The sequence below is a fragment of the Rhizobium sp. BR 315 genome, assembly GCF_050577975.1.
Taxonomy (GTDB): domain Bacteria; phylum Pseudomonadota; class Alphaproteobacteria; order Rhizobiales; family Rhizobiaceae; genus Rhizobium; species Rhizobium miluonense.
This window is the reverse complement of record NZ_JARWKZ010000004.1, coordinates 239,041-253,873: the sequence shown is the minus strand read 5'-3', so window position 1 is coordinate 253,873 and position 14,833 is coordinate 239,041. Positions and strand designations below refer to the sequence as shown.

The window sequence follows — 14,833 nt, the reverse complement described above, 5'->3', positions numbered from 1 at the left end:
TGGGTGTGATTTTCACACTTCCCATGTGCGCCGCAAGCGAACAAATCCATTGAACCGTTGGAGCTGTTCACTTGTGGCATTCTCGTAAAAAAACGCAATATCTTCGTCAATCATTGCGACCACCCCCGCGTTGCGGTGATAGCTCGGGAACTGCAATAGATATTCAATCGTCCTCAGGCGTAAGGCTACCTCTTTTTCGATCGGCCAACACTCTTTGATGGTGACAACTTGCTCGCCATCCACCATCCGCACGTCCCAGGGATACAGATCGTCACCCGGTTTGAGTGGCAGCAATTGTTTGCTGGTTGGTGAGCACCATTCGTCCAGCGTTGATTCGACTGGGGTGAAATTGATCTCGTCTGATACGGATGGTTGGGGATTAAACGTGTGCCCTGGCGATAACGCGTTCATGTGATATGCCTCAGTGTTCATTTGTCGGCTACGTGTCCGTATGACTGTCTTCCGTGTGTGGATGTCAGGCGGATCTGCAACCTATCGTGAGTCCCAGAGTCTGTCGGCGCAAGACCTGTTTAAGCCGTACCATTGCGATTGCTGCGCTGGCACCCCGATACGAGCCCTTAATCGGGTACGTGTTATTTGCCTGTCTCACGGCTCGCGACGCGAGAAATGAATTGCGGAAGCGTGCGCTTTATTACGCTTTTCGTGCCAGCTTCACTCAGCCACCAAGGCTGGTTTGCTTGTTGGACGACCTGAGCAAGTTCTTGTTCGTAGGGGTCTCGTTCGTATAGGTCGCGAAATGCGACCATTAAATTATTGGCTGCGCTGGAGTAGCCACCGTAGCTATAGATACTGGTGGAACGCAGCGATCCAAGTTCCAGGACAATTTCTTTCTGCGTGTTTCCATATTTGCCAGCGCCGTTATGGAAAAAATCGACCTTCGGTCCATGCGTTGCGACCGCCCTCTGAAACTCAGGGGTGCCGTACAGGCGGTCAAGATTTGCTACCACAGAGCCCGAAGGCGGCTTTATGGCGAGGATAATGGAGCGGTCCTCGTCGCCCCAGACGACACCGCCTTTGAAGTTCTTGGCGACGTCGAGGCTCGTTGTCCAAGAAGCGATCGTCTCAGGTAGCTTGTCATCGATCAGCACCTGAAAGGTTCTATCCTTTTGGTGGCATTCCTGTCTGAAACAAAGCTCATCGCATTGACGGAAGTATTCCGGCAGCTTGCTCATAACGTCCTTCAAAGCTAGCCCACGCGCGATCTTCGCCATTTCTGATGATCCGCGCTGCCAGTCGCTGACTGCTCGCACAAGATCAATGTTGAATACATCCGACAAGGATTTGCTCCTCCTTCTACGAATACAATTTGGAAGCAAAAGAAAATACACTTGCAAGTTGAATTGCAACGACCAGATGCCAAATGCCACCCAAGAAAAAATACGGCTATCAGCCAGAGCCCGCTGTGATGCGTCTCCGGCAACAGCTGTTGGCACTCGTCGTCAGATCCAGACGACCTTCCTCCGGCGGCTGGCGTTGGCGGGTTTGCCGTTCGTATCCAGCGGTTCGACCATCGCGCCGTCGCGTCGGTGGAGCGAGAGCCATAGACCGTCGGGCGGACTCTTCCGCCCGACGATGCACATCAATATCCCTGGAAGATTATGTAGGGATTCCCGAACAACGTTCCTTATGCTAGTGACGTCGTTACCGGAGGGGCGCGGCGTGTTCTCCGGATGCGTGTGCCAGTCGCCAACGAATTCCAGCCCCTTGTCGTAGAACCTGTAGATTTCTTCCTGCTCTGCCTTCCGGTCGGGCCGGAAGTAGTTATAGCCACGACGGTCACCGACTCTGGGGCCTGTCACTGCTTCGATCCGCCAGCGGTCTGCCGACAGCGTAGCGAACATCTGTCCACCTGATTCCTTGGAGAAGAATCCGGTCTGACGATGGGAAATCATCATCGACAAGGCATGGGGTGTCAGTTCGACCTCAAGACCGTCGAAGATATAGACCAGCGGCCTCATCAGAATTTCCAAGCAGCTTCGGAGATCCCACCTAGGGCCGGTGGCTCGCCTCGATTCTTCAGCCAGTAGCCCGACCATCTGCCACCGGCGCCGGGTAGGGCCGAATGCTCCGCAGTCCACGTGCGCCATATATCGGCGTCCGAGTGGCGACCGGAGAGGAATTCCAGTGCAAGCTTTGCGGCGAGGCTCTGCGACTGGGCGACTTCAACCGCACCAAAGGGCGATGTCAGGTTCCCGCATTCCGGCGGCGGCTTACGATCAGCATGTGAGGTCTGTCCCTTGAAGTTCCCAGTCATGTCGAAGCCATCCGCGAGATATCCCGCAGCACTTGATAGAAGAATCGCGTGAGTCGCGAGCGCATAGGCTTCCGTCCACGTGAAGATTGCCGGAATCAAGGGGGTGCGGTTCCGCGCAGCCTGGCTGACGAACACGTCGCTTCCCCAGTCGCCGGTCGCAACGACGACGAGATCGGCGTCTGCAAGAAGGTCAGGCACGTTCGCAACTGCATCCTCAACTAATCCGTCGTAGGCGACGACCTCGATGATATCCGGAATTGAGCGCTCGATCTTGTGCTTTAGGCCTATCGCCTTACTCCTGCCTATCCATTCTGCCCCGAGTTCATGACGCCGCACGTTTTCCCAGTCGAGTGTTTCAGGATCTATCAGGATTAAGCGGGAGACGCCCGACTTTGCGAGCGTGACCGCGATCGACGACCCTAGAGCACCGCAACCGACAATCACGACCTTCTTGGTAAGGGAAGCCATGTCTCTGTCTGGCAGGCGCGTTAGAGCGGCGTCGATACTTTTCGTATTCAACGGAAACACGTCGTATAGCTGGACGACGTCTTCGTCGGCGAGCTTCCTCTGCTGGCGGGCCTTCACCGACCGTTGGCCCTTTGCATCTGCCCGCACGACAAGTTCCACAGCCACCTCGAAGGTGCGGTCTTCCGACGTCCGGCCCGTCAAAAGGACGGGCAAGCGGACAGGGGAGGAGCGCAGGTGATCCGCAACCGCCTTGAGGCCATCGGCTGAATAACGCCGCAGCAGCTTAAGTAGTGTATCGGCGTCCGAGGGAAAGCGGTCGGGACGTGGAAGCCGCTTCAGCTCAACGATGGGAAACTGCCGTGGTCGCTTGATGAAGGCTGCCGCCACATGCTTCGCCCAGCGCTGAAGATGAGCCTTATCGGGAAAGCAGAAGTAGCTGCCACCTTCATAGTGGAACGCGCCGATTTCTGCACGCGTTCCCGAGAGCCCCGAAAGACGGGCCCTGCGGGCGCCCTTGGGCAGGTAGTGCATCCAGTAGGCGGGGAAATCTTTCTCAAAATCCTCGTCCTCCTCGCCGTCCTCGTTTGCCTTCAAGAGCTGGCGGGCGTCGTGGACCGCAGACTGTACCGCCAGCAACGGCTGCTCCGGAACCGCTGGGGTCCGCAGACAGATTTTCGCCGTACCGCCGAGAAAGGGAATAGGTTCAATGTGCGGCCTGGGTCGCGACCTGTCATAGTTCTCGAGGAAGGCCTTCGGCTTCGAATACGGAAAGTTGCGGTCCGCCAGCACGACGAGACCCACGCCCATGGTCTTCACACGCCAACCCTGTCCTCCATAATGGCGGATGAGCTGATGGTCGTCGGTCAGCTTCCCCTCGAAGGCCTCTTCGAAGCCCTCGAACCACATGTCGATTTCAACGTCGGAATATGCCATGTGACAGACCTATGCGAACCGCCCCCCGGCTGCGTAGCGCGTTTCTCCCTGCTTGATAAACGGGCCGCTCGTCAGCTTGTCGATCTTCTTTTCCGCGTCCGGATCAGGCTGACCTCGGAACCAATCAGTGTTGAAGACCTTGTCCCAGGCCTTCATCGCTTGGTCATGCGTGCAGTCGGGATCATCGAGGATATCCAGATGTTTCAGATTCTCTTCGAGGCAGTCGCGGAAGAAGGCGACCTTAGCATTGCCGGAATCAACTATGTTCTCGCCACTCAGTGTGGGATGTTCGATGGCGTCGTCATAGCCAAGCCGAGTATGGATTTCCTTCATCAGCCGACGGAACGCCTGGTCGTCGCGCAGCTTGTCCTCCAGATAGCAGTAGTCGATGAGGCGTGAGATCGCGAAGCCCGAGATTGTCTGCGATTTCCATGACGCCCGGCTCTTGGCGAACTTCTTCATCAGGCGGGTGAGGCGGACGAACTGCCCACTGTTGCCATCTTTGCTGGCGTCCGAGCATTTCGTCTCGTTGGCATTCTTGAACCAGTTAGTGACCGCGCGGGCGTCGGAGCGCTTCCAATCGGCACCTGCAAGTTCCCAGGCTGGCTTTAGTTCCCCCGAGATCGGGTCCTTCACCTTGATCTTGCGGTAGGACGGCACGTCGACGTGATAGCCGTCGTCGTAGTATACGCGCACGCAGTTCTTTCGGACCTCCGGAGCCTTTTTGAACCGATTGTCCTGGACAGCGTTGCAGACCATCTTGCGGACCGCAAGCGCTGACATCTCGCCGCCCTGAGGCCCGACAAGGTCGTCTTTTTCGAAGTACACACCATCATCGATGTCGTAGTCGCCGTCGTCCTCCTGGATCATCGTCTTCATCGAATACGAGCCCTGGGTATGCATGCCAATCGGCTTGGGGTCCCCGTTCGTAGCCAAGCCGTCCCTCAGGCGCTTGCGGTTGGTGTCGGCCTTGTCCTTGATGTCCTGACGATCGTCGTCGGAAAGCTTAACCTCACTACGCTGGTACTTCAGCACCTGTAGATGGCAGTTCTTCATTGAAATACCTCTATGGGAATACCCGCTTTCGGCATAGGCGGGACTTCGTTGAAAAGTGTATGGATCATCTGGCCTTCCGGGTGATCGGGCCGGTCACAAAGGCTCTTCACCATATCGGCATCATCATATCCATGTGCGATCAATGCCTTCAGCGCCTTGGGTCGAGATTCATCCAAGCTGAGATATTGGAGCATCGTCGCTGCGGCTTCCTGCTGCGGAATACGTACATGCGTGATGGGGCGGCCGAGCTTGGAGATGTGTCCCGCGAAGAAACGTGCCATTTGGTCGTAGGCGAACTCCTGTACGTCTATGGCCAGCGGTCCGATTTCGGCACCGAGCTTCCACGAGAGCATCGAACGATGAACCTTCTTTGGCTGTATCTGTGATCCAGCGGGTCGCGAGACGTTTCCTATGGAGAAAATCTCAATCGGCTGGTCCGGCGCGGCGCAGGATAGCGCGTCGATCATAGCGACGAGGACTGGGTTGTTCGCCCACAGGCCACCGTCCGCAAATATGCGGAAGTTGTTGGAATTGTTATCCGGATCGCGTATTGCGGCCAGGGAGCGATAAATCGGTGCTGCGCTTGATGCCAAGCAGACATCGGCTAGGCGATAGTTATCGTCACGCACACCGCTCTTTGGCGTTTTCTTGAAGACCCATGAGCGGTGCTTCTCCATTGACACGGCTGGGATCGAAAGGCCGATACCGCGTTTGTCGAGAACTTGCTTCATAGTGATGTCTTGCAATTCACTTCGCAAAGCTGACTGTAACGCTGCGTCGCCAGCGCGCACAATTCGCCCACCTTGTGTCACAGCCCGCCAGAGTGGACTTAAGACGCCGTCCTTGATGCGATGGGGGAAGATTGCAGCAGCATGTTCTTCATACATCGCAACGATGGAGGACATCGGACGTCCGATGGCGGCGGCGCATCCGAGGATCGCCCCTGTGCTGGTCCCGGCGATGAGGTCGAAGCCTTTGCCGATGTCCAGAGCTTCTGCGTTCCGGAGCCGGGAATAGTACCCAGCGAGCTTGTCCAGTAAAGCGGCGGTGTAGATGCCGCGCATGCCGCCGCCATCGATGCAGAGAACGCGGTATGGCTTAACATGCGACTTTTCGACTACATTTTTCATGGAGACTGGCTTGCGTTTTGATCGGTGGAGGTTTGAAACTAATTGCAGCTATCCCGTTTGTTTCACTCTTTGTTCTAGTGGGCATTTCCAGGCGGCAGAGCCGCCTGGAAATCAATTGCCGAGCTTCGAAATAATCGTTGGCCAGTTTTAGGGGAGTTTGGCCACTACCTCGATCAGTTTCTCAGTTGGCTTGGACGCCACACCTCTCATTTTGCGCAGAAGCGATTGGTTTTGCGCAATACCTTGATTGGATCGACACATGTGATTGTTTTGTGCTCAAGAGCAGCCGCTCGTTGCGCCGCAAGTGTCGCACTTCTCGCAGGTGCCATTGCGCACCATCGTGAAGTTCTGGCACTCGGTGCACATGTTGCCGGTGTAGCCCTGCATGATCGAGCGGGCACGGCGTTCGGATTCCAGCTTCTTGGCTTCCGTTTTGGCCGTTACCGCGTCGCTTGCGGCTTTGTCGGTGAAGAGGCCGGTGGCGGTTTCGTCCGCCAGTTCTTCGGCGATCTCTTCGGCCAGTTCCTTGGCGCGCTCTTCATAATCGCGCTTGAAGGCGACGACTTCGGAGGTCGAGACGGCACTCGTCGGCTCCAGCTTGCGGACCGTGTTGCCGGCAAAGGCGGTGACGGTTGCAAGCGATGCAGCGCGTGCCGGGGCGGCCGTTGCCGAACCCTTGACGTCGGCGGCCGGGCGCTCGCCGGATGTCGGAACCAGCGTCGGCTTGTAGCCGCGGGTCAGGCCCTTGGAGACGACATCGGCCTTGCCTTCGGAAACACCGCGGCCGAGCGCCGTGTTGCTGAAGTCCGAGGTGTCGACATGGGCAAGATCGTGACGGCCGAGATAGGAGATAGCCAGTTCGCGGAACACGTAATCGAGGATCGATGTTGCGTTCTTGATCGCGTCGTTGCCGGTGACGATGCCGGCCGGCTCGAACTTGGTGAAGGTGAAGGCGTCGACATATTCCTCGAGCGGCACGCCATATTGCAGGCCGAGCGAGACGGAGATCGCGAAGTTGTTGATGAAGGCGCGCAGAGCCGAGCCTTCCTTATTCATATCAAGGAAGATTTCGCCGAGGCGGCCGTCGTCATATTCGCCGGTGCGCAGGAAGATGGTGTGCCCGCCGATCTTGGCCTTCTGGGTGTAGCCCTTGCGGCGGCCCGGCAGTTTCTCCTGCGTGCGGATAACCTTTTCGATCACGCGCTCGACGATCTTCTCAGTGATGGTGACGGCCTGTGCGGCTGCCGGAGCCTGCAGGAATTCCTCCAGCGCATCCTCGTCGCTGTCGTCCTCGATCAGCGAGGCGTTCAGCGGCTGGCTGAGCTTGGAGCCGTCGCGGTAGAGCGCGTTGGCCTTGAGGCCAAGCTTCCAGGAGAGCATGTAGGCGTTCTTGCAGTCCTCGACGGTTGCCTCGTTCGCCATGTTGATCGTCTTGGAGATGGCGCCCGAGATGAAGGGCTGGGCAGCGGCCATCATGCGGATGTGGCTTTCGACCGAAAGGTAGCGCTTGCCGATCTTGCCGCAGGGGTTGGCGCAATCGAAGACGGCGAGATGCTCTTGTCTCAGGAAGGGAGCGCCTTCCAGCGTCATCGCACCGCAGACATGAATGTTGGCGGCTTCGATGTCCTTCTTGGAGAAGCCGAGATGGTCGAGCAGGTTGAAGCTCATATCGGCGAGCTGCTCGTCGGAAACCTTCAGCGTGCCCTTCAGGAAGTCGGCGCCGAGCGTCCACTGGTTGAAGACGAACTTGATGTCGAAGGCGCTCTTCAGAGCGGCGTTGACGGCATCGACCTTCTCGGCAGTAAAGCCCTTGGCCTTCAGCGTCGACGGGTTGATGGCAGGAGCTTGGTTCAGGTTGCCATGGCCGACGGCGTAAGCCTCGATCTCGGCAATCTGGCTTTCGGAATAGCCGAGCGTGCGCAACGCTTCCGGAACGGCGCGGTTGATGATCTTGAAGTAGCCGCCGCCAGCGAGCTTCTTGAACTTCACCAGAGCGAAGTCCGGTTCGATGCCGGTCGTGTCGCAATCCATGACGAGGCCGATCGTGCCGGTCGGTGCGATAACAGTGGCCTGGGCATTGCGGTAGCCGTGCTTTTCGCCGAGCTCCAGCGCCTTGTCCCAGGCAGCCTTGGCATGAGCAACGAGATCCTGATCCGGGTTTTCGGAGTGGATCAGCGCCACCGGATTGACCGACAAGCCTTCATAGCCGGAGGTCTCGCCATAAGCGGCGCGGCGGTGGTTGCGGATGACGCGCAGCATATTCTCGCGGTTCGGCTTGAACATCGGGAAGGTTCCGAGTTCGGATGCCATCTCGGCCGAAGTCGCATAGGCGACGCCGGTCATGATAGCGGTCAGCGAGCCGGCGATGGCGCGAGCTTCGTCGCTGTCATAGGGAATGCCCGACGACATCAGCAGGCCGCCGATATTGGCGTAGCCGAGGCCGAGCGTGCGGTATTCGTAGGAAAGCTCGGCGATGCGGCGCGAGGGGAACTGCGCCATCATCACGGAGACTTCGAGAACCACGGTCCAGAGGCGCACGGCGTGCTCGTAGTCGGCGATGTTGATGCGCTTCGTCGCTGCATCCTTGAAGGTCATCAGGTTCAGCGAAGCGAGGTTGCAGGCCGTGTCGTCGAGGAACATGTATTCCGAGCACGGGTTGGATGCGCGGATCGGGCCGGCAGCCGGGCTGGTGTGCCAGTCGTTCATCGTCGTGTTGAAGTGCAGGCCCGGATCGGCCGATGCCCATGCGGCATAGGAGATGGATTCCCAAAGGTCACGGGCCTTCAGCGTCTTGATGACCTTGCCGTCCTTGCGGGCAGTCAGGTTCCAGTCGCCATCGGCCTCGACGGCGCGCAGGAAGTCGTCCTTGATGGAGACCGAGTTGTTGGAGTTCTGGCCCGATACGGTGAGATAGGCTTCCGAATCCCAGTCCGTGTCGTAGGTCTTGAACTCTAGATCCTTGTAGCCCTGGCGGGCGAACTGAATGACGCGCTGGACGTAGTTTTCCGGAACCTGATCCTTCTTGGCAGCGCGGATTTCGCGCTTCAGGGCAGGGTTCTTGGCCGGGTCGAAGCAATCGTCATTGTCGCCTTCGCAGTTGACCGTCGCCTTCATGATCGCCTTCAGATGCTTGGCGACGATCTTCGAGCCGGTGACGAGGGCCGCGACCTTCTGCTCTTCCTTGACCTTCCAGTTGATGTATTCCTCGATATCCGGATGGTCGATGTCGACGACGACCATCTTGGCGGCGCGGCGCGTCGTGCCGCCCGACTTGATGGCGCCGGCAGCGCGGTCGCCGATCTTCAGGAAGCTCATCAGGCCAGAGGAGCGGCCGCCGCCGGAAAGCTTTTCGCCTTCGCCGCGCAGCATCGAGAAGTTGGAGCCCGTGCCCGAGCCGTATTTGAACAGGCGAGCTTCGCGAACCCAGAGGTCCATGATGCCGCCTTCATTGACGAGGTCGTCCTCGACCGACTGGATGAAGCAGGCATGCGGCTGCGGATGCTCATAGGCCGACTTGGACTTGGTGAGCTTGCCGGTGAAGGGATCGACATAGAAATGGCCCTGGCCGGGGCCGTCGATGCCGTAGGCCCAATGCATGCCGGTGTTGAACCACTGCGGCGAGTTCGGAGCGACGCGCTGGGTGGCGAGCATATAGGCAAGTTCGTCACAGAAGGCTGAAGCGTCTTCTTCGGACGAGAAATAGCCGCCCTTCCAGCCCCAGTAGGTCCAGGTGCCGGCCAGGCGATCGAAAACCTGGCGCGCATCGGTTTCAGAGCCGGTCTGCTGATCCTTGGGCAGGTTTTTCATAGCCGCATCGTCGGGCACGGAACGCCACAGGAAGGAAGGAACGTCGTTTTCCTCGACCTTCTTCAACTTGGCGGGCACGCCGGCCTTGCGAAAATACTTCTGCGCCAGAATGTCAGCGGCGACCTGCGAGAACTGCGCGGGAACGTCGATGTTTTCGAGACGGAAGACGATCGAACCATCGGGATTCTTGATCTCGCTGGTCGCCTTGCGGAATTCGATATCCGCGTAGGGTGATTGCCCGGCCTTCGTAAAACGACGTTCGATGCGCATAGTCCCAATCCTCATTCGTTGGTACGCGCCAAGGTGAAAGCAAGGCGCAAAAACTCTCATTCCGGCAAGGCGATGTCAACGCGCAGCCAGCTTTCAATCCGTTCTGTGACAGGAGGTGTCATCCGGAGATGGCCATCCTGTATCTTGTGGTGATGGTGGCTGCAAACACTAAATATAGTATTAACAGCTTATTGCCGCCAGTCCCCGCATCTGTTTTTTCGGCAGCATCGATATCGGCACAAAAACCCCCGAGGCGGTCACCAGCAATAGTGAAACGCCTTGAATCCAAATCCGATTTCGAATTGAGAACCAGCCCTTGTAAACCCGCCTGGTTCAGTCGCCGCCGCAACGTCGTCCATTAACTTTGAAAGACCCGATTCCGTCAAGGGGTGGTTTGTAATGGATTGCTAACCACAATATCTTGTGGGCTTGCCTGTGGAAACTGGGGAAACGCCAGTAGGGTAAGAGATTCAAGAGGTTGAGGAGGGATTCTCGCCCTTCGTGCGACCGCGAATGAAGCATGCGCCTTCACCGCCGGTGTCAAAAACGACAAAATTGTGACCGTGGCCTCAATACCATTGGCAGCTTGGCAAAATCATGCTGTCACGCATGATGATTCGCGCGGAAACCCTTGAATCCCGTGCATTCCAGCGGGTGCGAGGCCCACTAAATGTAGTGGGCGCCGCAGCGCCCATGTCTATTAACGTTATAGAGCCATGCTCCGGCAACGCGAACGGAATCACAACTGATTCGCGGCGCGAGCCTTCAGGATCAGCCGCGATGACCTTTGGCGATCGGCTCTTGATAGGTGAAGCCCATGTCCCACGGGAAGTAGATCCAGGTGTCCTGGCTGACTTCCGTGATAAAGGTGTCGATGGTTGGCACACCCGTCGGCTTGGCGTAGACGCAGGCGAAATGCGCCTTCGGCAGCATGGCGCGGACTTCGAGAGCCGTTTTGCCGGTATCGGTGAGATCGTCGACAACGAGCACGCCTTCGCCGCCATTGGCAGACAGTTCCGGGGCGATGCCCTTGAGCAGGTTCATTTCGCCCTGGCTGGAATAGTCGTGGTAGGAGGCGATACAGACGGTATCGATCAGGCGGATATTGAGTTCGCGCGAGATGATGGCTGCGGGCACGAGGCCGCCGCGCGTTATGCAGACGATCGCCTTGAAGTCTCGGTTGAGGCCGGCAAGCCGCCAGGCAAGCGCGCGGGCGTCTCGATGGAACTGATCCCAGGATACGGGAAAGGCTTTATCGGGCAGGGACATGGCAGAAGCTCCGGGGCATGGAATAATGACGCACCGGCAACACCGGCGACCCTGAGCAGACCCCGCGAAGGGCGCGGACCTTGATCCAAGTCCGGAACGCGATCGCCGACTGTCTACTTGAACAGGATCTCATCCGGGAAAAGCCACAGGCCTTTCGGGATCATGCTCCTTCGACCGCGTGATCGGTTCCCTGGCGGGAGTTCTGTCATCGGTCGCTGCTTTCTGCTGGATTTACCGGCAAAAGGCAATAGCTGCAGTGCAGCGAACCGGTGCACATCCGGACCGGCAGCCGCCCGTTTCGATCTTTAAGTCGATCAGCGCGCCAGCAGCGTCATTGCGGTCATAGACTGCAGCAATGTGCGTGTCGTGCCGCCGAAGATCATCTGCCATAGCCAGGAGTGCGTGTAGGCGCCCATGACCAGCAGGTCGATACTGTCATCGGCAAGGCGGTTTTCGATGACTTGTGATGGCGTCGACTTGCCGCTGCAAGCTGCCATCTCGAACCTGGCGCGAACACCATGGCGCGTCAGCGCAGCTGCAATCTGGGCACCGGTTTCCTTGGACGGATGCGGGTCCTTTTCATGCGTGCTGACCGAAAGGATCTCGACGGAATCGGCTGACTTGAGGAAGGGCATGGCATCGAAGGTGGCGCGCGCCGCTTCCTTGGAGCCGTTCCAGGCGATCAGGACACGGCGGATAGGCTTCGGCTCCTTCAGTATATAGGGGATCAGCAACACAGGCCGACCGCTGTCGAACAGGAAGGTTTCGACATCGACCTGGGAGTCGGCATATTTCGACGGGTCGGGCTGCACGGCAACCAGCAGATCTGCGCTGCGGGCGGTCTCGACCAAGGGCTCTGTGCCGTAACCGATCGTGCTGGCAAAACTATACCAATCATAGTCGAGACCCGCGCTCTCCATTTTCCTGCGGAACAGGCGCTCGATTTCGACCGCCTGATTGTGCGCAACATCCTGCAATGCCTGAACTGCGACGGGATCGGGGATCTCCATCGGTGCCACGAGCGGCACGGTCGAGACGATTTCCGCATGGAGGCCGACGACATGGGCGCCATGCTCCTTGGCGAGCGCCGCCGCAAACTCGGCAGCGACCCGCGTATTGTTGGGATTATCGAGAACGGTCACTATCGTTTTGTAGGACATGAAGAGATCTCCCACGCGGAAGGGTTGGATCGGATCATGATATCAGCATTCCGCTACAAGATAATGCCCAGAATACGTTCCTGGTTCCCCGCAACATGCACGCCGTCGTTGAATGTCACGCTTCAGCCGACTGATTTTCCTTGGCTTTCGATTGCCGGATGGTTTCGATCATTGCGCGCACTTCCGCCGCGACATTTTCAACCAGCTCGGCCGAGCGGCCCCTCACGACGATCTCGGTCGAGAAGAATTGACCGACGTAGCGCGGGTAGGAGCCGATGCTGGTATCGGGATGCGCCTTCTGGATGAGGCCGAGCGGCGTGCCGATCTCGCCCTCGCCATAGGGGCAGGAAATGGCGGTCGACAACACCCGCGCGCCGGTCTTAAGCGTCGGGATAACATTGTCGAGCATCGCCTGGAAAACCTGCGGCACGCCGGCCATGACATAGACGTTGCCGATGTTGAAGCCGGGGGCCGTCGAGACCGGATTGGCGATATGCTTCGATCCCAAAGGCATGCGAGCCATGCGCTGGCGAGCCTCGGTGAACTCCATCTCACGCCGGGCATACATTTCGCCCATCAGCCGCATCGCCTCGGCATCGTGCTCGCAGGGCACGCCGAAAGCCTTGGCAATGGCATCAGCGGTAATATCGTCATGCGTCGGGCCGATGCCGCCTGAGGTGAAGACATAGTCATATTGGCTGCGCAAGGCGTTCAGAGCTGACACGATGGCATCCTCGTCGTCGGCAACGATGCGAACTTCCTTCAGGTCGATGCCAGCCAGTAGCAGTACGTCGGCGAGATGGCCGATATTCTTGTCCTTGGTCCGGCCGGAGAGCAATTCGTCGCCGATGGCCAGCATGGCGGCTGTGACAATGGTTTCGTTTGACATGAAGACATCCAGGAAAATGCGCATTGGCGCGTTCGCAAAAAGTTCGAAATAGGTAGCGCTGTTTACTGCGAATGCAAACGCTCGTTTTCACATCGCCATCAGTGATCGCAAGATGTTGCAAATGAATTCTCGTCTACGCAGAATGAACAGTGCGTTCTGAGCATGGGGGCTGCTCGGCTGTCGTATCGCTGATAAAACCTAGTGCAACACTTAACGCGTCCAGCAAACAGGAGACGTTCTTATGGCTAAGGTTCTGGTTCTCTACTATTCCGCTTACGGTCACATCGAGAAGATGGCCTATGCCGTCGCAGAAGGCGCAAAGTCCGCAGGTGCCGAAGTCACCGTCAAGCGCGTGCCGGAACTCGTGCCGGAAGAAGTTGCGAAAGCCTCTTACTTCAAGCTCGATCAGGAAGCTCCGATTGCAACGCCGGACGAACTGGCCGAGTACGATGCGATCATCGTCGGCTCCGGCACCCGTTTCGGCACCGTCGCCTCGCAGATGCGCAATTTCTGGGATCAGACGGGTGGCCTCTGGTTCGCTGGCAAGCTCGTCGGCAAGGTCGGCTCGGTCTTCACATCGTCCGCGACCCAGCACGGCGGCCAGGAATCGACCATTCTTGGCTTCATCCCAACCTTTTTGCATCAGGGTATGGCCGTTGTCGGCCTTCCCTATGCTTTCCAGGGCCAGATGGGCACGGAAGAAGTCAAGGGCGGCTCGCCCTACGGCGCTTCCACCATCACCAACGGCGACGGCTCGCGCCAGCCGTCCGAAATCGAGCTGGAAGCAGCAAAGTATCAGGGCGCCCACGTCGCCAAGATCGCTGCCAAGCTCACTGCTTGATCTGATCTAACGGAAATCCGGACGGGGCGCGGCGAAAGCCGCGCCTTTTGTTTGAGCGATAGCAGCCGGCGATCTGCGGCACTTGCATCGACTTGACCGCGCTCACCAGCCGGGTTGAAGGCGCCAGAGGCGCGTATCTCAGAAAGCTGCAGTCCAATTCAAAAAACGATTGCGCGACGCTTTCCAAATCACACAACGCAAGATATTGAAATCGCCCAGCGCGGACGTGGCGAAACTGGTAGACGCAAGGGACTTAAAATCCCTCGGCCTTTGGCTGTACGGGTTCGACCCCCGTCGTCCGCACCATCGGCTTATCAGGAAACGGGTGGCTGCCGCTTTGGCCGATGGCGAATCTGATCCAATCAACCGGATCGGAGTATGCCATGTCCATCTTCCTTCATCTGCATGAGATCGCGGCAAAGCGTGGAGACGGTTTGCGCCCGGAATTGATCAGGGCCTTGCAAGACACATGTCAGCAAAACGAGGTCATCTCGCTGGCTGCGCAACGGTCAAAGGCTGTCTTCGAGACAGCGGACTCACCGGAAATGGAGCAATCAGGCGATTGGAAGCATCGCACGCATGCGAAGTGAGTCAGGCGAAGCCCGCCGGCGCCGACGGATCGGTGTTGGGCGGGCCTCTAACCATCGTCATGATGGCTGTGTCATATTGGACGCAGGGGGAGCTTTGCTGTCAACTCGCAGATTTTGGGAATTCCTCTATCAGAGGCATAAATGG

Annotated in this window: 11 protein-coding genes and 1 tRNA gene; 2 read left to right on the top strand and 10 right to left on the bottom strand. The window is 58.1% G+C overall.

Annotation, left to right across the window (positions count from 1 at the left end):
- Positions 1-12: 12 nt before the first annotated feature.
- From QD409_RS07300 to QD409_RS07255, 10 genes are all read right to left on the bottom strand, one after another.
- A complete protein-coding gene (locus tag QD409_RS07300; RefSeq protein WP_430762236.1) occupies positions 13-411 on the bottom strand; it encodes a hypothetical protein in 399 nt (132 codons plus the stop codon).
- A gap of 182 nt (positions 412-593) precedes the next feature.
- Positions 594-1,298 (bottom strand): hypothetical protein, encoded by a 705-nt coding sequence (locus tag QD409_RS07295; protein WP_430762235.1) that lies wholly within the window; start codon positions 1,296-1,298, stop codon positions 594-596.
- 162 nt (positions 1,299-1,460) lie between these two features.
- Positions 1,461-1,979: a Mov34/MPN/PAD-1 family protein gene (locus QD409_RS07290; RefSeq protein ID WP_430762234.1), complete on the bottom strand. Its 519-nt coding sequence runs from the start codon at positions 1,977-1,979 to the stop codon at positions 1,461-1,463.
- A complete protein-coding gene (locus QD409_RS07285; protein ID WP_430762233.1) occupies positions 1,979-3,676 on the bottom strand; it encodes a HesA/MoeB/ThiF family protein in 1,698 nt (565 codons plus the stop codon). The genes QD409_RS07290 and QD409_RS07285 overlap by 1 nt, the downstream gene beginning before the upstream one ends.
- 9 nt (positions 3,677-3,685) lie before the next feature.
- Positions 3,686-4,732, bottom strand: a complete 1,047-nt coding sequence (locus tag QD409_RS07280; protein ID WP_430762232.1) for a cyclic GMP-AMP synthase DncV-like nucleotidyltransferase — start codon at positions 4,730-4,732, stop codon at positions 3,686-3,688.
- Positions 4,729-5,862 carry a patatin-like phospholipase family protein gene (locus tag QD409_RS07275; protein ID WP_430762231.1) on the bottom strand — a complete coding sequence of 378 codons (1,134 nt, stop codon included), beginning with the start codon at positions 5,860-5,862 and terminating at the stop codon, positions 4,729-4,731. The genes QD409_RS07280 and QD409_RS07275 overlap by 4 nt, the downstream gene beginning before the upstream one ends.
- 276 nt (positions 5,863-6,138) lie before the next feature.
- Complete coding sequence (locus tag QD409_RS07270; RefSeq protein WP_430762230.1) at positions 6,139-9,939, bottom strand: vitamin B12-dependent ribonucleotide reductase; 3,801 nt, start codon at positions 9,937-9,939, stop codon at positions 6,139-6,141.
- Between the two features lie 771 nt (positions 9,940-10,710).
- Positions 10,711-11,208 (bottom strand): xanthine phosphoribosyltransferase, encoded by a 498-nt coding sequence (gpt, locus tag QD409_RS07265; protein WP_430762229.1) that lies wholly within the window; start codon positions 11,206-11,208, stop codon positions 10,711-10,713.
- Positions 11,209-11,522: 314 nt separating this feature from the next.
- On the bottom strand, positions 11,523-12,368 hold the full coding sequence (locus tag QD409_RS07260) for a universal stress protein (protein ID WP_092844991.1): 846 nt from the start codon (positions 12,366-12,368) through the stop codon (positions 11,523-11,525).
- A gap of 115 nt (positions 12,369-12,483) precedes the next feature.
- Complete coding sequence (locus QD409_RS07255; RefSeq protein ID WP_092845279.1) at positions 12,484-13,257, bottom strand: competence/damage-inducible protein A; 774 nt, start codon at positions 13,255-13,257, stop codon at positions 12,484-12,486.
- A gap of 241 nt (positions 13,258-13,498) precedes the next feature.
- On the opposite strand from QD409_RS07255, the gene wrbA reads away from it, so the two are divergent.
- A complete protein-coding gene (wrbA, locus tag QD409_RS07250) occupies positions 13,499-14,098 on the top strand; it encodes an NAD(P)H:quinone oxidoreductase type IV (RefSeq protein ID WP_004118508.1) in 600 nt (199 codons plus the stop codon).
- Positions 14,099-14,318: 220 nt separating this feature from the next.
- Positions 14,319-14,404, top strand: a tRNA-Leu gene (locus QD409_RS07245).
- Positions 14,405-14,833 lie beyond the last annotated feature (429 nt).